Origin of the sequence: Corynebacterium sp. NML98-0116, from assembly GCF_001767255.1 — a bacterium.
Classification (GTDB): domain Bacteria; phylum Actinomycetota; class Actinomycetes; order Mycobacteriales; family Mycobacteriaceae; genus Corynebacterium; species Corynebacterium pseudogenitalium.
The window spans coordinates 1,250,893-1,270,704 of the sequence record NZ_CP017639.1 but is presented as its reverse complement, the minus strand read 5'-3'; the positions used below and the strand labels follow the sequence as shown (position 1 = coordinate 1,270,704).

Sequence of the window (19,812 nt, the reverse complement as noted above, 5' to 3'; positions counted from 1 at the left end):
GGTTGCGACTGTTGAGGAGGAGCAAGATGGGCCAAAAGCCATTAACGCTGGCGGAAAAAGTGTGGCGTGATCACGTGGTCACCCGTGGAGAGAACGGTCAGCCTGATCTTCTCTACATCGATTTTCAACTCCTGCACGAGGTGACGTCACCGCAGGCATTTGATGGTTTGCGCCTCAACGGGCGCCGCATGCGCCACCCAGAGCTGCACCTTGCTACCGAAGATCACAACGTGCCAACCACGGGCATCGTTTCTGGCGAGCTGACAGAAATTAGCGACCCGACCTCGCGCACCCAGGTCTCGACGCTGCGAAAGAACTGTGAAGAGTTCGGCGTTGTGCTGCACGAAATGGGTGATGAGGAACAGGGCATCGTCCACACCGTTGGTCCGCAGCTGGGCATTAGCCAGCCGGGCATGACGATTGTGTGCGGCGACTCGCATACGTCGACGCACGGCGCGTTTGGTTCGATCGCCATGGGTATCGGCACCTCTGAGGTAGAGCACGTCATGGCGACCCAGACGCTGCCGCTGGCACCGTTCAAGACGATGGCGATTGAGGTCAGTGGAACGCTGCAACCTGGTGTGAGTGCGAAAGATTTGATCCTGGCAATCATCGCCAAGATTGGTACTGGCGGTGGCCAAGGGCACATCATCGAATACCGCGGCGAAGCCATTCGGAAACTTTCAATGGAAGCGCGCATGACCATCTGCAACATGTCCATCGAGGCAGGCGCCCGTGCCGGCATGGTGGCACCCGATGAGACGACATTTGAGTACGTTAAGGGACGTCCCTACGCGCCGAAGGGAAAGGACTGGGACGACGCGGTGGCGTACTGGAAGACGCTGCCAACCGATCCAGGTGCGGAGTTCGACACTGTCGTAGAGATCGACGCCTCCACGCTGACTCCGTTCGTTACCTGGGGTACCAACCCTGGCCAAGGGTTGCCGTTGAGCGCCTCCGTTCCTGACCCCGAGGAGTTTGGCGACGACAGCGTGAAGCAGGCCGCGGAAAAAGCATTGCAGTACATGGGGTTGACCCCCGGCACGCCGTTGCGTGACATCAAGATTGATACAGTCTTTCTGGGATCGTGCACGAACGCGCGCATCGAAGACTTGCGCGCCGCTGCAGAGGTTGTGCGCGGCCAAAAAATCGCAGAGGGGACCCGCATGCTGGTTGTGCCGTCCTCTGCCAAGGTCAAGCAGCAGGCGGAAGAAGAAGGCCTGCACGTAATATTTGATGAGTTCGGTGCAGAGTGGCGCACCGCGGGCTGCTCTATGTGTCTGGGTATGAACCCCGACCAGCTTGCCCCTGGAGAGCGCAGCGCTTCGACGTCCAACCGAAACTTCGAAGGCCGCCAAGGACCTGGTGGTCGCACACACCTAGTTTCGCCCGAAGTTGCGGCTGCTACAGCAGTACTCGGCCACCTCGCCGCACCCGCAGACATTCCTTCCACCGCCAACGCACAGTAGTCAGGAGCTGAACACGATCATGGAAAAATTCACAACCCACAGTGGCGTCGCAGTTCCATTGACGCGGTCAAATGTGGACACCGACCAGATTATTCCCGCCCGCTACCTCAAGCGGGTGACCCGTACCGGATTCGAAGATGGCCTGTTTTCAAACTGGCGTACCAACGAACCTGACTTTGTGCTGAACAACGAGGCATACAAGGAAGGGTCGGTACTGTTCGCCGGCCCCGACTTCGGCACTGGCTCCTCCCGCGAACACGCGGTGTGGGCTCTGCAGGACTACGGGTTCCGGGCGGTATTTAGCCCACGGTTTGCTGATATCTTCCGAGGCAACGCGGGCAAAGCGGGCCTTCTAGCTGGCATCATGTCGGAGTCTGACATCGAACTGATCTGGAAGCAGCTCGAGCAGGCACCAGGCACTGTCGCTACTGTTTCACTACCGGACCGCACCGTCACAGTCGGGGAGAGTACCTACTCGTTCGACGTCGACGACTACACGCGTTGGCGCCTGAGCGAAGGCCTCGACGATATCGGGCTGACGCTGCGAAACGAGCAAGCCATCGAGGAGTACGAACAGCAGCGTCGCCCGTTTTACCCCGCTACTTCTCCTCGGTAGCAGGGGTGCCGAGACGTTCGAGAGCCGAAGGTGCGAACGTCGACAAGAAGTCGCGGACTGACGTCGTGATGCCGTGGATAGCGGAGGAGACGTGGTCCGCGAACTGCTGGTCGCTGTACTCCCAATAGCCCGGCATGACATACGCAACGCCCAGAGCGGAGACATCGCGCTTCTCGTCTTTCATTACGACGAGCGATGGGAATGCGTGGGCGTTGTTGTAGTCCTCGCACCACGTGAGCACTTCGTCGAAACGACTTGCGTCGACAGCATCGATTGAGACAGTAGAGACGAAATGCAGACTTGTATCGACCAGCTTCATCTCAAAGCCGATACCGGAAAATGCTGTAATGAGAGAGTTGTACTGCGTAGGCTCCCGGTACTCCCAACCGCGTTGGTCAAACAGCTTGCGAAGACGATCAAGACTTAACGGCTGTAGCTGTTGCATTTTACTGTTCCTTCTCCTGCTTGTACGGGTGCTTGTCTTTGAGATGCGCGAAGTTTTCGTCGAGCGCTTCCACCGCGTAGTGCATGATGGAGAAGTAAAACTGCAGCATTGACTGCGGCTGCTCGTCGCTGAAACCGTCGGAGGAGAAAAACGGTGCCTCAAATAGCGCAACCAGAGCACCGTCCTCGCGCTGAATCGGATGTGCACGAACGAGGGGCAGTGAGCGGTTCAACTCATTGATGCTGAGACGAAGATTGCTCTTATCTGCATTCATCTTCGCGGTTCCAAGCCACTGGCTGGTGATCTTGAATCCGATGTCCTTGACTTCAAAGAAGCACATGATCGACGGAAACGCGGTGCGGGTGAGGCCGTCCTCGGAACTGCGGAAATACTGCAATTCAAGCGCATCGAGTGCCGCTTCGATTCGTTCTTGGGTAACTGGCTGCAACTGGGCAGTCCTTTCTTTTTCTAGGCGAAGTGTCCTTAGAGCACCGGTAGTGGAGATGGCATGTAGTCGGCGCCGATGAGTTGCCCATCGTTAAAGGACAGTACCCATACCGACGCCTTCTTCGCCAGGATCGGCGAATCGATCGGCAGACGACCGTCGGCCGAAAGCGCAGCAATCATCTCAGGGATGACCCCACCCTGCGAGCACACAACGTGTGTGCCACCGCGTTTGATGAGCGCATCAAAATCTGCGCGGGCAGCTACCTGGTTCTCCTGCCACGCGATTTCACCGAAGGTGGCGTCGATCGTGATGTCTTTACCGAGTGCCTTCGCAAGTGGGATCAGTGTCTGCTCGCAACGCAACGGCTCGGCAGAATAGAGAGACTCAGGAGCGAACGCCTGCAGCAGCGGCACAAGCGCCTTCGCCTGGCGCTTGCCCTTCTTATCGAGCGGCCGACGACTATCGTCGTGCTTCCAGGCCTCCTTGTAGTTCGCACGAGCGTGGCGCACGTACAGAATCCTGGTGTCAGCAGGGGTGGCGAAGCGCTTCGCAGCTTTCAGCAATACTTGCCTGTCGAGCTCGTAGCTCATCAGCTGCGTCGCATCGTCGATGTTGAGCCAGCGGATCTCGTCGACCTCATTGTTAGGAGTGAACTCGCCGCCGACTACCTTGCCGGTCCAGTAGTACACAACCTTCGTCGTGTTCTTGACTGGATACACGGTTTTGCCAATCAACTTTCCCAGCCGGACTTCGTAGCCAGTTTCCTCCTGAATTTCGCGAACGGCGGTGGTAACGAGGAACTCGTCCGGATCCACCTTGCCTTTGGCGAGCGACCAGTCGTCGTAGTGTGGGCGGTGGATACAAGCGACTTCTATAGAATCCGGATGCTCGAGATCGCCACGCCACAGCACGGCACCCGCGGCGAGTGTTGTCTTCTTGAACTCTCGACGCGGATGGCGGGGGACTTCTTGGTGGCGTCCGGTAATGAACATTTCTCCGAATTGGTCTTTGTGTTGTTCGTGGAGCTTCGTTGAACGTGACATACTTTCTATCTTTACGCACTTTGCAGGTTTTCGCTGCAGCGACAGGTCAGCGGGCTGATTGTGGATATTGGCGGTAGAAAAGTGCTAGCGTGAAACGGTTCATGCAGACAGGAATGGCGGTGGCACAAGTGGTAAACGTAGCGGTAATGGGTGCAGGTTCCTGGGGGACAACCTTGGCCAAAGTGTTTGCCGATGCCGGCAACATGGTGCAGCTGTGGGCACGCCGGGATGAGTTGGCGAAGACCATGCAGGAGAGTCGGGAGAACCCCGATTACCTGCCGGGGATTGCGCTGCCGGACGGGGTCTTCGCAACGTCTGACGCGGAAGCGGCACTGCAGGCTGCAGATATCGCTATTTTTGCCGTGCCAAGCCAAACCATGCGCCAGAACCTGGAAGTGTGGGCCCCGCTGCTGCGTACTGACACCACGCTGTTGTCCATTTCGAAAGGCATTGAGACCGGCACATACATGCGAATGTCGGAGATCATCGCTGAGGTTACCGGCGCAGAGGAGAACCGAATCGCGGTACTCAGCGGGCCAAACCTTTCCCGCGAGATTGCTGAGGAACAGCCGGCGGCCACCGTCATCGCCTGCAGCGACATCAACCGTGCGAAGCTCGTGCAGGCTGCGTGTGCGACGTCGTACCTGCGCCCGTACACGAACACTGATGTTGTCGGCTGTGAGATCGGAGGTGCGACGAAGAACGTCATCGCGCTCGCCTGTGGCATGGCTTCTGGCCAGGGGCTAGGGGAGAACACGCTGGCAACGCTTATTACCCGTGGTTTGGCTGAAAGTACGCGTCTAGGCCAGGAGTTGGGGGCCGACGCCAGGACGTTCGCAGGCCTGGCGGGCATGGGGGACTTGGTTGCCACGTGTTCTTCGCCACTGTCTCGTAACCGAACTTTCGGTTCTGCGCTGGGTAAGGGCGCCACGATTGAAGAGGCGAAGGCTGCAACGAAGGGCCAGGTTGCTGAGGGGGTTATTTCCTCACGCAGCATTTATCAGCTTGCCGAGCGCCACGGCGTGGACATGCCGCTGACTCAAGCCGTCTTCGCGGTGTGTCACCAGGGTGTGACGGTGGAAGAGACGATTGCTGCGTTGATGGGTCGGTCGAAAAAATCGGAGTAGACACCAGGTAATGTGTCATCTGTGATTCGTATTGCAGTAGTCTACGGTGGTCGTTCCACCGAGCATTCAATTTCTTGTATTTCTGCCGGCTCCATCATGGCCCACCTGGACCCCGAGGTGTACGAGGTGTTTCCGGTAGGTATTCGCCGGGATGGTACTTGGGTGCGCGGGGAAATCGACCCCGTTGGCGGAGAGGCGCTTCCCGAAGTTCTTGGTGGGGCAGAGATCGCGTTGAGCATCAACCCTTCGCGCCGTGGTGAGTTTACTGATGTCGCCACCGGCGAGACCGTCGCACAGGTCGACGTTGTTTTCCCGGTCCTGCACGGGCAGTTTGGTGAAGACGGCACTATCCAAGGCATGTTCGAGCTTTCAGGAATCCCGTACGTGGGGCCAGGCGTCTTGGCGTCCGCGAGTGGCATGGACAAGGAGTACACGAAGAAGCTCGTGGCACTTGCCGGAATTACAGTGACTCCGGAAGTGATTCTCCGCGGAGGTGAACTGCTGCTCGATGACGATAAGCAGCGCCTAGGCCTTCCGGTGTTCGTCAAGCCCGCCAACGGTGGATCGTCGATTGGTGTGTCCAAGGTGACCACGTGGGAAGACTTCGATGCCGCACTGCATCAAGCGTACGAGTGCGACTCGAAAGTGATCGTCGAATCGGAGCAGGTCGGCGACGAAGTCGAGGTTGGAGTTCTGGAGTTTCCCGATGGCCGCATCGAAGCTTCCGTGCCGGCCAAACTCAACGGAACTGATGCCTCCGCAGAAGGCTTCTACGGCTTCGAAACGAAGTACATGGAAGAGGGAGTTACAGCAACAATCCCCGCGCCTTACGACGCCTCTTTGATAGCTACCCTGCAGGACCAAGCAGTCCGTGCATTCAATGCACTGAACTGTAAGGGATTGGCACGCGTGGACTTCTTCGTCACCGACAAGGGTCCTGTGCTCAACGAGATCAACACCATGCCGGGGTTCACCGCAATTTCGATGTACCCACAGGTGTGGAACGCAAGCGGCATCGACTACCCGAAACTGCTCGACACTCTGGTCCGCACTGCGCTGCGGGCAGCCGACGGCGCAACGGACTAAGACTTGCGTTCGGGGACGTGCTTCTCGATGAGCTCGGTCAGCGTGGTGATGACCTCATTGCCCTCACCCGAGGGCACAAAGGCCGCAACGTTGACCTCTCGCCCGAGCGCGTACCACGTCGACGAGGTGGTACCAGTTGCAGTGATGGTGTCCTCAAACCAAGGGATCCCGTTAATCTGTTGCAAGGTCGCTCCGGCCCCGTAGTGCTCCGGGTCGTTCACACCACAACGCAGCACAATCGGTTCGTGGCCAAGCTGCGTCCAGACTGCAGTTTGCGGCGAAGCCACATTGTTCTCAGGAAGCCGTTTATAGCCTTCGGCGAGCGATTCAGGAAGTGCAGCAAGCAAGCCGCCGCAAGCGTTTGCTCCACTCCCGTCCGTTGAATGCGTCGCTGGCTGCAGCTCAGAGAGCGGCGCCGGGTTGCGAGGAAAATCGCGCTGCGGCAGCGCGCTCACGTTAATCTCGTCCACTGGCGTATCTGCCCTGCCGAGTCCCTCCGCGTCGGTAGTCACGGCGACTACCGGCCAACGATCCGCGCTAAACCACGTGACCATGCTTGATCCTGGGGTGGCGTCGTCAATTCTGATCCACTCTGCACCATTGTGGGAGGACACCGGGGTGTACTCGGTGTACTGAAGGGGCATTTCCACGCCGCAGCGCAGCGTGACGCGTCGAGATGAAGACGACTGCCACGCGGCAGCACCTGCCGGAGCCGGGGCGGCGAGCTCCGCACGCTTGTGCCCAAGCACCTTTTCAGGAAGGCTGTCCACGAGCGCAGCGCACTCGGGTGAATCAGCCTCGGGGGAAGGCAGCTCAGTCATCGCCACAGGCTGCAGTGCCACCTGCTGGAAAAAATACCGAGCACCCACAAGGACGCCCAGAACAAGCGCCACTGCGAGGCCCAAACTGATGTAGACCGCTGTACGGTTAATCTGTGAATCATGCAACGCGCCAGTGGAATCATTCATGGCGTACAAGTCTACTGAAAGGCGCACTTTGGTGAGTAACGTCGGCTTTCCCACGCACGGCCCGACGCTGCGGGAGGTAGGCGAGCAAGCAACGATTGACGCCATCGTTGGAGCCTCGCCGTCACCGCTCAATGGTGATGACGCAGCCGTCCTCGAGTCACACACACCGAATAGCCGTGCGGTCGTGGCAACGGACATGCTCGTCGAGGGACAGCACTTTCGCTTTTCGACGACCACCCCCGCGCTGCTGGGACGCAAAGCCATCGTGCAAAACTTCGCCGACATCGAGGCGATGGGTGCTCGCCCCGTTGCCGCGCTACTCGCGCTCTCGGCGCCTCCGGACACCCCGCTTGCCGTCGTGAGTGAACTTGCACGAGGGATCCATCTCGAATTGGAGCGATACTCGAGCGAGCTCGTCGGCGGGGACATCACGAGTGGGAACCAACTGACGATCGCGATCACCGCGATTGGTTCGTTAGGAGGTAGTTTGCCGCCACTGCGCTTGAGCCAAGCGCGTCCGGGGCAGCGAGTGATAGCGCACGGGAATATCGGCTATTCTGCTGCAGGCTTTGCACTACTGGAGTCCGGACGGGAAATCCCGGAACGGCTTGCAGATATCGTACATGCGCACCGCTGCCCGCAACTGACTCCTGGGCGCGGGGTTGTTGCACGAGCAGCAGGGGCTACAGCCATGACAGACAACTCCGACGGGCTACTGCACGATCTGGGCGTGATAACCCGGGCCTCGAACGTGGGGATTAACATCTCGCGCGCCGCTGTAGCCCCAAGTGATCAGCTGCGAGAAGCCGGTGAGTTCCTAGGCGTCGACCCATGGGACTGGGTACTCAACGGGGGAGAAGACCACACATTGCTGGGCACGATCGATGGGGACGCACCCGTGGGGTATCGTTCGATCGGTACGGTCACACGCAAAGTCGGCGTGGAAATCGACGGCGTTGCACACACCGCGCGCCATGAATGGGAGCCATTTTCATGAACTTACCCGTCCACCCTTCCTGGCAGGAACCGCTGGCGGAAGTAGAACCTGCCATCCACGCGATGGGAGACTTTCTCCGCGGTGAACCCGCGTACCTGCCTGCCGGAAAAGACATTCTCCGTGCGTTTTCGACCCCATTTGAAGATGTCCGTGTGCTCATCTTGGGCCAAGATCCGTACCCGACGCCCGGCCACCCCATGGGTCTCTCATTCTCGACGCAGCCAGGCGTGAAACCGCCCCGATCGTTGGTAAACATCTACCAGGAGCTCAACGATGACCTCGGTATCCCCCCACGAGCCGACGGGGACTTGACCTCCTGGCAGCGAAACGGAGTCATGCTGCTCAACAGAGTACTCACAGTCCGGCCCGGCGCGCCGGCGTCACACCGCGGGAAGGGCTGGGAAGCGGTGACCGCACACGCAATCGCAAAGCTCGCTCAGCGTAATACGCCGTTGGTTGCGATCCTGTGGGGCAGAGACGCACAAACTGCGAAACAGTTCCTCGGGAGTACGCCAACGATTGAGTCCCCACATCCGTCGCCGCTGTCGGCGCGCCGGGGATTTTTCGGGTCGCGGCCATTCAGTCGGGCAAATCAGGCGCTCATTGCACAGGGTGCCTCACCTGTCGACTGGGCACTGTAGACTGTCTGACCATGGAAACAGCAACTGCACTCGATGGACCACGGCTCCTGTCCTGGGCTCGTCGGGCAGCGGCAGAACTCGAACGTCGCCGACACGAGATCAACCAGCTCAATGTGTTCCCCGTCCCGGACGCGGACACTGGTTCCAACATGGCGCAGACGATGGCGGCGGCTGTCGAAGAGGCGTCGAAAAGATCTGATGCTCAGTCGATGCAGGAAGTAGCCGAAGCGCTTGCCGTTGGCGCCATTCGCGGCGCGCGTGGCAACTCGGGTGTTGTGCTGTCCCAGGTCATCCGAGGCGTCGCGCAAACCGCCGATGAAGATACTCGAAGCGGACAGTTCATCGCGAACGCGCTTGCCCAAGCAGTGCAGTTTGTTGACCGCGCAATTGCCGAGCCGGTAGAGGGCACCGTGATCACGGTGCTGCGGGCGGCGTCGACTGCGGCATCGCAAGCGCTGCAGGATTCAGGGGGAGAAGCACCCGCGTTGAGCATCGCACAGGCTGCCGCCGACGCTGCGGAAACTGCACTTGCACGTACCCCGTCACAGCTGGAAGCGTTACGGGAAGCGGGCGTCGTCGACGCAGGAGGCACCGGCCTCGTTATCCTCCTGGAATCACTTGTATACGAACTCGACGGCCAACCCTACGAGGTAGCGCAGCCTGCCACACACGGAACCTCTCACGTGATCTCACACGCAAGTGGCAAGGCAAACCTGGAAGTCATGTTCTTCTTCGAAGGCGACATGGATGTCCTTGAGGGCGAACTGAGCACCATGGGCGACTGTCTTGTGATCGCTCGCAATAACGAGCACAGCGGCAAAGTCCACATTCACTCCACCGAGGCCGGCGCAGTGATTGAGCGCGCGTTCGCCCGCGGTACCGTGACACAACTGCATCTCGAAGTGCTCCCGGACGAACCTGTCACGCAAACTCCCACAAGACTGGTTGTCGCAGTGACGCCTCCCGGATCACTTACTGATCTCTACGCGCAGGCAGGTGCGGTAACAGTCGCGCCGGGCGAGAATATTGTCGCGGACATCCTCGCCGCCGTCCACAAAACCGAAGCTCGCGAAGTTATTTTGCTGCCGAACGGACTGCTTGATCAGCGAAGCCTCGCCGCAGTGGAGAAAGCAACCCACGCCTTCGAACAAAGCATCACCCTGCTTCCTACCGTGCGGCTTGTTTCCGGTATCGCGGCGCTCGCCGTTCATGACCCAGCCCAACCACTCGCGACGGCAGCTTTCACCATGTCGGAGGCCGCCGGAGAAATGCGAACCGCTGTCCTCCAGCGTGCCCCTAAAGCCGGGCTCGTGCAAGGAGGGGCAGTCTCGAAGGGCGACATCATCGCCATGGCACACGGCGAAACACTCCTGATCGCTGACGACGCGATAGCCGCCGTCGAAAAGACCTGCAAGCGCCTCCTCGAGCCCGGTGGGGAACAAGTCACCGTACTCTTCGATACCGCATCACTGCGCGCCGAAGACCTCGCGGCACTCGACGACAAACTCGACGTCGACGTCATCGTTTTCCCCGCAGACGGGCTCGGTGCCGTCGCCGAGATCGGAGTCGAATAGGAAGTGCTAGGAAACATCGACCCCAGGCCGCTCGACCTCGTCATCCCCTTGAAACAAGCCAAGGCAATCACCAAACACCTTGGATACAGCACCTGCGGCGAGCTCCTCGAGCACTACCCACGCCGATACCTCCACTACGGCACCGCGACCGACCTTGCCACCATCAATGAAGGCGATACACTCAGCATCGTCGGCGAAATCACCGCTACCCAACGCATCCCCAACAGAAAACACCCCAACCGACCCATCTACCGAACCCACGTCTACGACGGCACCAACACCTTCACCGCAACATTCTTCGGCTCCAACTACGCCATGCGAGTGCTCAAAGAACACACCCGCGTCATGATGACCGGCAAAATCAGCACGTACCGCAACGAAATCCAGTTCCAACACCCAGACTTCGTACTACTCGACGGCCCCACCCAAGCCACCGGAGCACTACGACAACTCCAACACTTCGGCGACCTCGAAGCAATCCTCTCCGGACGCGAATGGCTCCCAATCTACCCGGCAACAAAACAGGTCAGCACCTGGACCATCATGGGAGCCGTCCACACCATCCTGCAAAGCCTCCCCACAGTCCCCGAACCACTCGGCGCAAGCCCTGACGGATACATCGCCCGCGACAGCGCCATCCGCACCATTCACCAACCTGACACCGAAGGACCCGAACCCGCCCGCCGACGCCTCAAATACGACGAAGCCATGACCGTCGCACTCGCCATGAGCGTGCGACGCGCCGACGCAAACAACCACAACGCTCCAGCCCTTCCCAAACAACCAAACGGCGAACAATCCCGACTCATTACACAACTCCTATTCCCACTCACTGGCGGGCAACAACGCGTCATCCAGGAAATCTCCACCGACCTGACTCACGCCCACCCAATGAGCCGCCTCCTCCAAGGAGAGGTCGGCTCCGGCAAAACTATCGTCGCACTGATCAGCATGCTCCAAGCGGTTGATAACGGTGCTCAAGCAGCCCTGCTCGCACCTACCGAGGTTCTCGCGCAGCAACACGCACGATCGCTTACAGAGACACTCATGCGCGCCGGGCTGCACACGACTGTGGTGCCACTCACAGGCTCCATGCCGACGGCACTGAAGCAAGATGCCCTCCTCAAGATTGTCTCGGGTGAGGCGGACATAGTCGTGGGCACCCACGCGCTGATTCAAGACAGCGTGGAGTTCTTTAACCTTGGCTTCGTCATTGTCGACGAGCAGCATCGTTTTGGCGTGGAGCAGCGCGACCGACTTCGCGCTAAGTCGGGGGCGCAGACTCCGCACTTACTTGTCATGACAGCGACGCCGATCCCGCGCACAATCGCAATGACCGTCTTTGGTGATCTCGAGGTCTCGGTGCTCAACGAGCTGCCAGGCGGAAGGAAGCCTATTCAGTCCTCAGTTGTTCCGGAGTTCAAGCCGACGTGGATTGCACGTGCGTGGGAGAAGATGCGAGAAGATGTCGCGGCTGGCCACCAGGTCTACATTGTGTGCCCGCGTATTGACGGCGAGGGTGGTGTCCTTGAGACTGCCGAGTGGTTGCGCGCTACCGAGTTCCCAAGCCTGCAAGTAGCCGTACTGCACGGCAAGATGCGTGCTGAGGAAAAAGACGCTGTGATGTCCGATTTTGCAGCGGGTGGCATTGACATCTTGGTAGCTACGACCGTCATCGAAGTTGGCGTAGACGTGCCGAACGCGACTGTCATGATGGTACGGGAATCAGAAAGCTTTGGCGTTTCACAGCTGCACCAGCTGCGAGGCCGAGTCGGGCGAGGCGGCAATCAATCTCTGTGTCTTTTCCATACACAGGCAGAAGAAGGCAGTGATGCCTTTCAGCGGGTCTGGGAGGTTGCTCAGACGAGCGATGGCTTTGCTCTTGCCGATCTAGACTTGCGCCACCGCCGTGAGGGTGACGTGCTCGGAACAGAGCAGTCAGGTATCCGTCGCACGTTTAAATTGATCGACTTGATTGAGGACTACGAGATCGTTACCAGTGCGTACCGCGATGCGGCCCGCTTTGTCGAAGAAGACCTTGAGGAGGCACGGGCGCTCAGTGCACACCTCCAAGATGAGGACTTTGTGTACCTAGAAAAGAGCTAAAGCTAGAGTGAGTACCATGAATCGCATCATTTCTGGTGAAGCCCGTGGGCGTAAGATTAAAGTTCCACCGGAGGGGACACGGCCAACGTCGGACCGCGCGCGAGAGGGCCTCTTTTCCTCTCTGCAGGTCCGCTTTGGGTTCCCTGGGCAGCACGTCCTTGACCTCTTTGCGGGATCCGGCGCACTAGGGCTGGAGGCAGCCTCGCGTGGCGCTGAGGAAGTGGTGCTTGTGGAAGACGACCCGAAAGCGGTCGCGGTGATTGAGCACAATGCGGGCGTTGTCGGGCACCCGAACACCTGTGTCGAGCCCGTGAAAGTCTCCACGTATGTGGCGCGTGCTCCCAAGCAGCACTTTTCAATGGTGCTCGCCGATCCACCCTATGACCTTGCCGATGAAGCCGTGGCCGAAATGGTCACTGCGTTGCAGGAGCTACTCGTCGACGGCGCCGTGGTCGTCATCGAACGTCACCGCGAAAGCCCCGAGACCGCATGGCCGCCCGCGTTTACCCCTACGGGACAGAAACTCAAGAAGCGCTTGTACGGGATCGCACGGTTCGATATGGCAGTGTATACAGCCCCCTCAGACGCTCAGGAGGAGTGAGTTATGGCCCAATCGTTAGCTTCGGCCCGTAACGTTGCGGTGTGCCCCGGGTCGTTCGACCCCTTCACGAACGGGCACCTGGATATCGTAGACCGTGCTCGACGCCACTTCGACGAAGTAGTCGTTCTGGTAACTGGGAACCCAACCAAGAAAACTGGAATGTTTACAGTGGCGGAACGAGTCGCCTTGATCCAGTCCGCCGTCGCCGACATGCCGGACGTGAAAGTAGACAGCTGGGGTGGGTTGTTGGTCGACTACACCAGCGCACACGGCATTACTGCCCTGGTGAAAGGCTTGCGATCTTCACTTGACTATGAGTATGAGCTGCCAATGGCGCAGATGAACCGCCGCCTCACCGGTGTTGAGACGTTCTTCTTGCTCACTGACGAGAAGTACGGCTACATTTCGTCCTCGCTATGCAAGGAAGTCGCCCGCTTCGGAGGCGATATCGGGGGACTGGTACCTCCGGCGGTTATGCAGGCGATGAACGAACGCCTGCGCGAAGTAAAGTAAAAGCCCGGAAGATCAGCCAAGAAGATCTACCGGGCTCCGATTGGGCGCTCAAGCTAGAATATCGTCGAAAGGAAGGCTTTCGTGCGTTCCTTTTGAGGGTTGTCGAGCACCTGTTCAGGGGTGCCGTACTCGACGATCTGACCGTCGGACATGAATGCAACGTGATCTGCGACCTCGCGCGCGAATGCCATCTCGTGCGTGACCACCAACATCGTCATACCGTCTTGCGCAAGTTGCTTCATCACCCGCAACACTTCACCAACAAGCTCCGGGTCAAGTGCGGACGTGGGCTCGTCGAAAAGCATGAGCTTTGGATCCATCGCGACCGAACGAGCGATAGCGACTCGCTGCTGCTGACCACCTGAAAGCTGGATCGGGTAGGCGTCCGCCTTCGATTCGAGACCGACCATGCGCAGAAGCTCCATCGCACGGACCTTTGCCTTCTCCGGCGACTCGCCCTTGACATGGACCGGAGCTTCAATGATGTTGTCGAGCACGGTGCGGTGCCCGAACAAGTTAAAGCTCTGAAAGACCATCCCGATGTCCCGGCGCTGGACTGCGGCATCCTTCTCGCTCATCTCATAGAGCGTGCCGTTCTTTTCGCGGTACCCGATCAGATCACCATCAACGTACAGGCGACCAGCAGTGACCTTCTCAAGATGGTTAACGCAGCGAAGGAATGTGGACTTGCCGGAGCCGGAAGGACCGATCAAACAGGTAACAGAACCCGGAGCTACTTCGAGGTTGATGCCCTTGAGTACTTCCAAGCTGCCGAAGGACTTCCATACGTCAACCGCTTGGATCATTGGCGTTTGGGCGGGGGAAGAAGATGTAGGAGAAGCCATGGTTACCGTTGGTTCCTTTCTGGAGCTTCAATGATCTCGACGTTGTTTGGAATTGTGCCTTCGGCGTCGGCCAAGCTAGCGAGCTGCCGGGCAGTGAGCTGGCGGGTTGCGCCCCGGTCGAAGTAGCGCTCCAGGTAGTGCTGCGCGACCATCAGCAAGGAGGTGATTACCAAGTACCACGTTGCTGCCACAAGCAGCAACGGAACCGGCTGGAACAGCGCTGCAGCGATATCCATCGAGCGGCCGTACAGCTCCAGGGAGTAAGGAACCGCAACAACCAACGAAGACGTCTTCAGCAAGGAGATAAATTCATTTCCTGTCGGCGGAATGATAATGCGCATCGCTTGGGGAAGAACTGTCCTAGTCATGGTCTGGGACCAGCTCATGCCCAGCGACTTCGACGCTTCAATCTGTCCTTCTGGAACAGCGGAGACACCCGAGCGGACAATTTCCGCCATGTAGGCGGCCTCATTGAGGCCCAGACCAACGACGGCGAGAGCAAATGCGGAAGAGGTGAACGGATCGAGGGAGATTTGCGTAAACCCGAGATTGATGGAGTCGTAGATTGCTCCGATCAGGCCCCAGAACATCAACTGAACGTACACGGGGGTACCGCGGAAAATCCAGAGGAAAACCCAGCTTACGGTGCGAAACACCGGGTTGGGACTCATACGCATCACGGCAAGGAGCACACCGCCGACCACGCCAATAAGCATCGCGAGGACCGTAATCGCAATGGTGTGTAGAGCAGCTACCGCGATTCGAGTATCGAAGAGGTACTGCGCGTATGTGTCCCACCCATACGCTTCATTCTTGGCTGCGCCAATAATAAACCAGACAACGAGGACGCCGAGCAGGACCGCGAGCGCCCACCGTCCTGGGTGCCGTAACGGTTTCGCTTCAATTCTGGCAGGCCGACTTTGGCTAGTAGATGGTGTGGTCATGGTCTGTTACTTCCATTCTGTAAGGGGCTGTTCGTTAATAAGCGCGGTATCGAGCAGGCCAGTTCGTACGTTCCACTGCGCCAAAATGCGCTCGTAATCGCCAGTGTCGATGAGATGCTGCATTGCGTGGGCAAGCGCAATGCTCAGACCTGAGTCTTTTGGCACCGCGATTCCGTATGGTGCTGCGTCGAACATGTCACCCACGAGCTCGAGCTTCCCGTCGGAGCGTTCGACCGCCCAAGACGTGACAGGGGAGTCAGCACTAAAGGCATCTGCACGGCCAACCAGTGCCGCGAGCGCCGCGTTGTCAGAGGTGTCGAACGACAGGATGGTGATGGGTGGTTTTCCTGCTTCAATACAAGCATCATTCTTCGGACGCACGTCATCGGTCTCGGAAACGGTTGTGCGCTGAACCGCAACTGTGAGACCACAAGCATCCTCTGGGTTCACATGCGTACCGGTGAGTTGAGCCCACTGGATTCCTGCGAAGAGGAAATTAACGAACTCAAAGCTTTTGCGGCGCTCTTCGTTATCAGTAAATCCAGACATGCCAGCGTCAAGGCTGCCTGCCTGAACCGCAGGTAGGATCATAGAAAAATCCATCTCCTGTGGATCGAATTCGAGACCCATGATTGAGGCAAGCGCGCGCCCGAGGTCAAGCTCCAGCCCGATCAAATTACCTTGTGAGTCTTTGAACTCGAAAGGGGCGAATGGCGGGTTGGCGCCAATTGAGAATTTGCCGTCTCTCGAGACATTCTCGGGCACCATCGCCGCAATCTCAGGAACGGTAGCAGGCTCAATAGGCTCCCAGCCATCTGGGTTGCCACCTTCCACGTTGGTAACGCAGCCACTGAGAAGACCAACGCCCATCATCAACGTGAACGCGCTGAGGACCCTCGTCGCCTTGCCAAAGCGTTTGTTTTGGTTCATTGTTTTCGACCTTGTTTGGGATTGTTTCTAGCGTGGGGTTGGAAGCGATCGCAGCCCACGCATGATGAGCTCTACCGTTTGTCCAACCAGAAACACACTCAACATTGCGAGAAGCACTGGTGCTGTCGCTTGGCTTGAGCCCTGAGAACTTTGAGCAAAATTACCAGTGAACAATCCACGGACCATATTCGAAGATCCCTGTACCTCAGCTTTAGTCCATTCGAGCGGGTTTGCGGTGCTTGGTATCGACGACCCCTTCGCCCATCCCTGAACAAAGTCCTTGCCGTCGCCCTCTGGCATGTCATCAGTCCACTTGAGGAATAGCTCAGAGCTGGAGATTTTCTGCACTGGGTTCTTTTCGGGCGGAATGTAGAGAGGGTCGTTCTCTGGGTCTTGATCCAGGGAGCTCTTCTTTTCGCCCTCGGACGCGCTAGAAGCTTCACCGGCGTCTTTATCAGAGTCTATCGAACTTGTAGCAGGTGCTTCGGGGGCTGGGATTTCCGCAAGTGCGGAAGGGCTGACCACCGAAGCCGTTGCAATGAGAGAAGCCGCGGTGACCGCGGCCGTGATACGTTTGCGCATGAGTGAATAATACCCACTCGGACAGTTTTGCGCTAACAAATCGAAAGATTTTACCCCCAGGCAGTTCTGACCTGGGGGTTTACTAATCTAAGAGAGGGAAGAAGTGGTGATTTTATCTATTCTTCCGAAGTTGTAATATGCGGCACAGGCTCCTTCTGGGGAAACCATGCAGGTACCAATCGGGGTGTCCGGCGTACAGGCGGTACCGAAGACCTTGCACTGCCACGGCTTGATGTGGCCGGTCAGGACAGACCCGCACTCACATGCCGCGGGGTCTTCGACTCGGTTGCCGGGCACATCGAAAATGCGCTCCGCATCCCACTTGGCGAACTCTTCAGAGATGGCCATTCCGGAATGGGGAAGGGTTCCAAGGCCACGCCACTCGAACTCGTCCCGTATATCGAAGACCCTATCCAAGAGCGCTTGCGCTGAAGGGTTGCCCTCTGGGCGCACGACGCGGGCGTACTGGTTTTGGACGCGTGCCTTGCCCGCGGCAATGTCGCCCGACGTAAACTGCTCCAGCAACTGGGCAACGCCCTGAAGAATATCCAAAGGTTCGAAGCCGCAAACGGAGACTGGCCGGTTAAATTCTTCAGCCAGGAAATCGAAAGCCTTTGTGCCGACCACAGTTGCTACGTGGCCGGGCCCGATAAAGCCGTCAACCTCCGTGACACCCCCGTTGGCGATTGCACGCAGTGGTGGCTCGATGGTCACATGGTTAGAAAAGACTGAGAAGTTTGGGATATCGCGTTGCTTGGCGGCGGTTAGCGTCACAGCGGTGGATGGCGTCGTCGTCTCAAAGCCAATTGCGAAGAAGATAACGTGCTTATCCGGGTTCTCCTCCGCGATCTTGAGAGAGTCCAGTGGAGAGTAGACAAAGCGAACGTCGCAACCACGTGCACGAGCCTGCAACAGTGACTCCTCGGAGCCTGGAACACGCATCATGTCGCCGAACGTGGTCAAGATAACGTCAGGCTGGTTTGCAAGCCAGAGTGCGTCATCGACCCTGCCCATTGGAATGACGCAGACTGGGCAACCAGGTCCGTGAACGAGGTCGATGGAGTCGGGGAGAAGATTTTCCAGGCCGTAGCGGTAGATCGTATGGGTATGCCCACCGCAGATTTCCATGAGCTTAATCGGGCGGTCGAGTTGCTTCGCCTGTTCCTCAATGGTTGCAATCAGTTGGCGAGCTGCGGCTGGGTCACGAAACTCATCGACGAATTTCATGTGGGGTCCTTTCTTAGGAACGTAGGGGACGGTGGCTTAGTCGATTCTTGAGGTTGTAAACGAATCGAGCTCGTCCTCAAACGTATTTGCGCCGAGTTGTTGAATCTGTTGCAGGGTTGTCGCGGCTTCGTCCTCGTCAATTTTTGACAGCGCAAATCCTACGTGTACCAGCACCCATTCGCCGACCTCGAGTCCTTCTTCAACAAGAAGATCAGTGGAGATTGCACGGGTTACTCCCGAGATGCTGACTGTTGCGCGGGTGGGATCCTTAATTTCGACAACCTGCGCTGGTACTCCCAGACACATAAAGCAGAGCCTTCCATCGATTGCATTATTTTCACACTTTTTCGTGCTTATTCCGTTTTACATTATTGCCCATGATTTGTGCATTTCTAAAAGTACCCAGCAAGCTAACTATGCGCGTCACCCACAACCTTCAAGCCCCGAAAACCCAAAACACGGTACCGGCGGTAGAATTCACACACGGAACTATTCGTAGCAATTCCACACGGTGGCTAGTTGCGAAAATAAGAAAAGGAAAGTGCTGTGCAGCCTAAAAACCGCCTCAATGTAGATGAGTCCAAGGTCAATGACAACATTGCTCGAGTGCGTCGTCGTGGTGGACGCTTGAAGGATGAATATGTCACGCTCGCACACGGGGCGGGCGGAAAGGCGAGCGCGACACTGCTAGAGCAGGTATTTTTCGACGAGTACGGCAACGATCTGCTCTCACAGGGGGAAGACTCGACGCTGTTGGACCTCGATTTGAACGGCGGGACGCTGGCGTTTACAACCGACAGCTATGTGGTGAACCCGATAGAGTTCCCGGGTGGATCCATCGCGGATCTCGCGGTAAACGGTACCGTCAACGATCTTGCCGTGGGTGGTGCGGAGCCGAAGTATATTTCGGTGGGTTTCATTCTGGAAGAAGGGCTTGAAGTAGAGACGCTTCGCCGGATCGCGCAGAATCTCCGCACCGCAGCAGAACGCGCCGGAGTACAGATTGCGACTGGCGACACAAAAGTAGTTCCGAAGGGTGCTGGGGACAAGATTTATATCAATACAGCAGGCATCGGCGTAGTACCTGCTGGACGGGTACTCGGTTTTGCAAAGGTCAAGCCTGGTGACCGGATTATCGTTTCTGGCCCGATCGCAGACCACGGTATGGCGGTCATGATGGCCCGCGGAGACCTCGCAATCGAAGCACCGATCGAGTCCGACTCGCGCGAGGTCGCAAGTTTGGTGCGGGCGATGCTCGCCGATGCCCCCGAGACTCGTTGGATGCGTGACGCCACACGTGGTGGTCTAGCGACAGTCATGAACGAACTTGCAGAATCAACTGGCTACGGCGTTGCACTGCACGACGAGAAGATCCCTGTGCAGCCGATGACGCGCGCCGCTTGCGACATGCTGGGCATTGATCCACTCTACGTCGCGAACGAAGGAACGTTTACGGCGGTGGTGCCGGAAGACCAGACTGATCAAGCACTCGCGGCGCTGCATGCTGCAGGTGCTGAAGGGGCGGCGGTGGTTGGAAAGATCGTCGAGGAACCAGCTGCAGCGGTGGTGTTGGTCACCGGCTTTGGTGGTACCCGTATGGTCGACAAACTGGTTGGCGATCCGTTGCCACGAATCTGTTAAGTTCCTGAG

General features: G+C 58.1%; 21 protein-coding genes. 11 read left to right on the top strand and 10 right to left on the bottom strand.

What is annotated here, in order from left to right:
• The first annotated feature begins 26 nt into the window (after nt 1-26).
• Nucleotides 27-1,469 (top strand): 3-isopropylmalate dehydratase large subunit, encoded by a 1,443-nt coding sequence (gene leuC, locus BJP05_RS05690; protein ID WP_070362562.1) that lies wholly within the window; start codon nt 27-29, stop codon nt 1,467-1,469.
• Between the two features lie 19 nt (nt 1,470-1,488).
• Entirely contained in the window at nt 1,489-2,085 is a 597-nt protein-coding gene (gene leuD, locus BJP05_RS05685) for a 3-isopropylmalate dehydratase small subunit (protein WP_070362561.1), read from the top strand.
• Here leuD and BJP05_RS05680 read toward each other — a convergent pair.
• The 3 genes from BJP05_RS05680 to BJP05_RS05670 are packed head-to-tail and all read right to left on the bottom strand — an operon-like array spanning nt 2,069 to nt 4,021.
• Nucleotides 2,069-2,530 (bottom strand): hypothetical protein, encoded by a 462-nt coding sequence (locus tag BJP05_RS05680; protein ID WP_070362560.1) that lies wholly within the window; start codon nt 2,528-2,530, stop codon nt 2,069-2,071. The genes leuD and BJP05_RS05680 overlap by 17 nt on opposite strands.
• A 1-nt stretch (nt 2,531) precedes the next feature.
• Entirely contained in the window at nt 2,532-2,978 is a 447-nt protein-coding gene (locus BJP05_RS05675; RefSeq protein WP_070362559.1) for a YbjN domain-containing protein, read from the bottom strand.
• Between the two features lie 35 nt (nt 2,979-3,013).
• Nucleotides 3,014-4,021 (bottom strand): NUDIX hydrolase, encoded by a 1,008-nt coding sequence (locus tag BJP05_RS05670; RefSeq protein WP_070362558.1) that lies wholly within the window; start codon nt 4,019-4,021, stop codon nt 3,014-3,016.
• Between the two features lie 128 nt (nt 4,022-4,149).
• Between BJP05_RS05670 and BJP05_RS05665 the strand changes: the two genes are divergently transcribed.
• Nucleotides 4,150-5,148 (top strand): NAD(P)H-dependent glycerol-3-phosphate dehydrogenase, encoded by a 999-nt coding sequence (locus BJP05_RS05665; RefSeq protein ID WP_070363533.1) that lies wholly within the window; start codon nt 4,150-4,152, stop codon nt 5,146-5,148.
• A 12-nt stretch (nt 5,149-5,160) separates the two neighbouring features.
• Nucleotides 5,161-6,234: a D-alanine--D-alanine ligase family protein gene (locus BJP05_RS05660; RefSeq protein WP_070362557.1), complete on the top strand. Its 1,074-nt coding sequence runs from the start codon at nt 5,161-5,163 to the stop codon at nt 6,232-6,234.
• Here the strand turns inward: BJP05_RS05660 and BJP05_RS05655 are convergent.
• On the bottom strand, nt 6,231-7,202 hold the full coding sequence (locus tag BJP05_RS05655) for a DUF3515 domain-containing protein (RefSeq protein WP_205634826.1): 972 nt from the start codon (nt 7,200-7,202) through the stop codon (nt 6,231-6,233). The genes BJP05_RS05660 and BJP05_RS05655 overlap by 4 nt on opposite strands.
• A gap of 31 nt (nt 7,203-7,233) precedes the next feature.
• On the opposite strand from BJP05_RS05655, the gene BJP05_RS05650 reads away from it, so the two are divergent.
• From BJP05_RS05650 to coaD, 6 genes are read left to right on the top strand one after another with little or no spacing between them, the layout of a single operon-like run.
• Nucleotides 7,234-8,199 carry a thiamine-phosphate kinase gene (locus BJP05_RS05650; protein ID WP_084028655.1) on the top strand — a complete coding sequence of 322 codons (966 nt, stop codon included), beginning with the start codon at nt 7,234-7,236 and terminating at the stop codon, nt 8,197-8,199.
• The gene (locus tag BJP05_RS05645) at nt 8,196-8,840 is read left to right on the top strand and encodes a uracil-DNA glycosylase (RefSeq protein WP_070362555.1); all 645 of its coding nucleotides are present in this window, start codon (nt 8,196-8,198) and stop codon (nt 8,838-8,840) included. Before BJP05_RS05650 ends, BJP05_RS05645 begins: the two co-directional genes overlap by 4 nt.
• A gap of 11 nt (nt 8,841-8,851) precedes the next feature.
• Nucleotides 8,852-10,414, top strand: coding sequence for a DAK2 domain-containing protein (locus BJP05_RS05640; RefSeq protein ID WP_070362554.1), 1,563 nt, complete (start codon nt 8,852-8,854; stop codon nt 10,412-10,414).
• Between the two features lie 3 nt (nt 10,415-10,417).
• Complete coding sequence (locus tag BJP05_RS05635; RefSeq protein ID WP_070362553.1) at nt 10,418-12,520, top strand: ATP-dependent DNA helicase RecG; 2,103 nt, start codon at nt 10,418-10,420, stop codon at nt 12,518-12,520.
• 16 nt (nt 12,521-12,536) lie between these two features.
• The gene (locus BJP05_RS05630) at nt 12,537-13,121 is read left to right on the top strand and encodes an RsmD family RNA methyltransferase (protein WP_070362552.1); all 585 of its coding nucleotides are present in this window, start codon (nt 12,537-12,539) and stop codon (nt 13,119-13,121) included.
• 3 nt (nt 13,122-13,124) lie between these two features.
• Nucleotides 13,125-13,634, top strand: coding sequence for a pantetheine-phosphate adenylyltransferase (coaD, locus tag BJP05_RS05625; RefSeq protein ID WP_070362551.1), 510 nt, complete (start codon nt 13,125-13,127; stop codon nt 13,632-13,634).
• Between the two features lie 53 nt (nt 13,635-13,687).
• Here coaD and BJP05_RS05620 read toward each other — a convergent pair whose 3' ends face one another.
• The 6 genes from BJP05_RS05620 to BJP05_RS05595 all read right to left on the bottom strand — a co-directional run bounded on the left by BJP05_RS05620 (nt 13,688) and on the right by BJP05_RS05595 (nt 18,468).
• The gene (locus BJP05_RS05620; RefSeq protein ID WP_070362550.1) at nt 13,688-14,479 is read right to left on the bottom strand and encodes an amino acid ABC transporter ATP-binding protein; all 792 of its coding nucleotides are present in this window, start codon (nt 14,477-14,479) and stop codon (nt 13,688-13,690) included.
• Between the two features lie 2 nt (nt 14,480-14,481).
• Nucleotides 14,482-15,423, bottom strand: a complete 942-nt coding sequence (locus BJP05_RS05615; RefSeq protein WP_070362549.1) for an amino acid ABC transporter permease — start codon at nt 15,421-15,423, stop codon at nt 14,482-14,484.
• A gap of 6 nt (nt 15,424-15,429) precedes the next feature.
• On the bottom strand, nt 15,430-16,296 hold the full coding sequence (locus BJP05_RS05610; protein ID WP_070363531.1) for an ABC transporter substrate-binding protein: 867 nt from the start codon (nt 16,294-16,296) through the stop codon (nt 15,430-15,432).
• An 84-nt stretch (nt 16,297-16,380) separates the two neighbouring features.
• Nucleotides 16,381-16,935 (bottom strand): hypothetical protein, encoded by a 555-nt coding sequence (locus BJP05_RS05605; RefSeq protein WP_070362548.1) that lies wholly within the window; start codon nt 16,933-16,935, stop codon nt 16,381-16,383.
• A gap of 87 nt (nt 16,936-17,022) precedes the next feature.
• The gene (gene hypD, locus BJP05_RS05600) at nt 17,023-18,162 is read right to left on the bottom strand and encodes a hydrogenase formation protein HypD (protein ID WP_070362547.1); all 1,140 of its coding nucleotides are present in this window, start codon (nt 18,160-18,162) and stop codon (nt 17,023-17,025) included.
• A gap of 36 nt (nt 18,163-18,198) precedes the next feature.
• The gene (locus BJP05_RS05595; protein ID WP_070362546.1) at nt 18,199-18,468 is read right to left on the bottom strand and encodes a HypC/HybG/HupF family hydrogenase formation chaperone; all 270 of its coding nucleotides are present in this window, start codon (nt 18,466-18,468) and stop codon (nt 18,199-18,201) included.
• 240 nt (nt 18,469-18,708) lie between these two features.
• Between BJP05_RS05595 and hypE the strand changes: the two genes are divergently transcribed.
• The gene (gene hypE, locus BJP05_RS05590) at nt 18,709-19,803 is read left to right on the top strand and encodes a hydrogenase expression/formation protein HypE (protein ID WP_070362545.1); all 1,095 of its coding nucleotides are present in this window, start codon (nt 18,709-18,711) and stop codon (nt 19,801-19,803) included.
• Nucleotides 19,804-19,812 lie beyond the last annotated feature (9 nt).

Coding starts and splice junctions, on each gene's coding strand:
- leuC (WP_070362562.1), top strand. CDS start 27: ATGGGCCAAAAGCCATTAACGCTGGCGGAAAAAGTGTGGCGTGATCAC.
- leuD (WP_070362561.1), top strand. CDS start 1,489: ATGGAAAAATTCACAACCCACAGTGGCGTCGCAGTTCCATTGACGCGG.
- BJP05_RS05680 (WP_070362560.1), bottom strand. CDS start 2,530: ATGCAACAGCTACAGCCGTTAAGTCTTGATCGTCTTCGCAAGCTGTTT.
- BJP05_RS05670 (WP_070362558.1), bottom strand. CDS start 4,021: ATGTCACGTTCAACGAAGCTCCACGAACAACACAAAGACCAATTCGGA.
- BJP05_RS05655 (WP_205634826.1), bottom strand. CDS start 7,202: ATGAATGATTCCACTGGCGCGTTGCATGATTCACAGATTAACCGTACA.
- BJP05_RS05645 (WP_070362555.1), top strand. CDS start 8,196: ATGAACTTACCCGTCCACCCTTCCTGGCAGGAACCGCTGGCGGAAGTA.
- BJP05_RS05640 (WP_070362554.1), top strand. CDS start 8,852: ATGGAAACAGCAACTGCACTCGATGGACCACGGCTCCTGTCCTGGGCT.
- BJP05_RS05630 (WP_070362552.1), top strand. CDS start 12,537: ATGAATCGCATCATTTCTGGTGAAGCCCGTGGGCGTAAGATTAAAGTT.
- coaD (WP_070362551.1), top strand. CDS start 13,125: ATGGCCCAATCGTTAGCTTCGGCCCGTAACGTTGCGGTGTGCCCCGGG.
- BJP05_RS05620 (WP_070362550.1), bottom strand. CDS start 14,479: ATGGCTTCTCCTACATCTTCTTCCCCCGCCCAAACGCCAATGATCCAA.
- BJP05_RS05615 (WP_070362549.1), bottom strand. CDS start 15,423: ATGACCACACCATCTACTAGCCAAAGTCGGCCTGCCAGAATTGAAGCG.
- BJP05_RS05610 (WP_070363531.1), bottom strand. CDS start 16,296: ATGATGGGCGTTGGTCTTCTCAGTGGCTGCGTTACCAACGTGGAAGGT.
- BJP05_RS05605 (WP_070362548.1), bottom strand. CDS start 16,935: ATGCGCAAACGTATCACGGCCGCGGTCACCGCGGCTTCTCTCATTGCA.
- hypD (WP_070362547.1), bottom strand. CDS start 18,162: ATGAAATTCGTCGATGAGTTTCGTGACCCAGCCGCAGCTCGCCAACTG.
- BJP05_RS05595 (WP_070362546.1), bottom strand. CDS start 18,468: ATGTGTCTGGGAGTACCAGCGCAGGTTGTCGAAATTAAGGATCCCACC.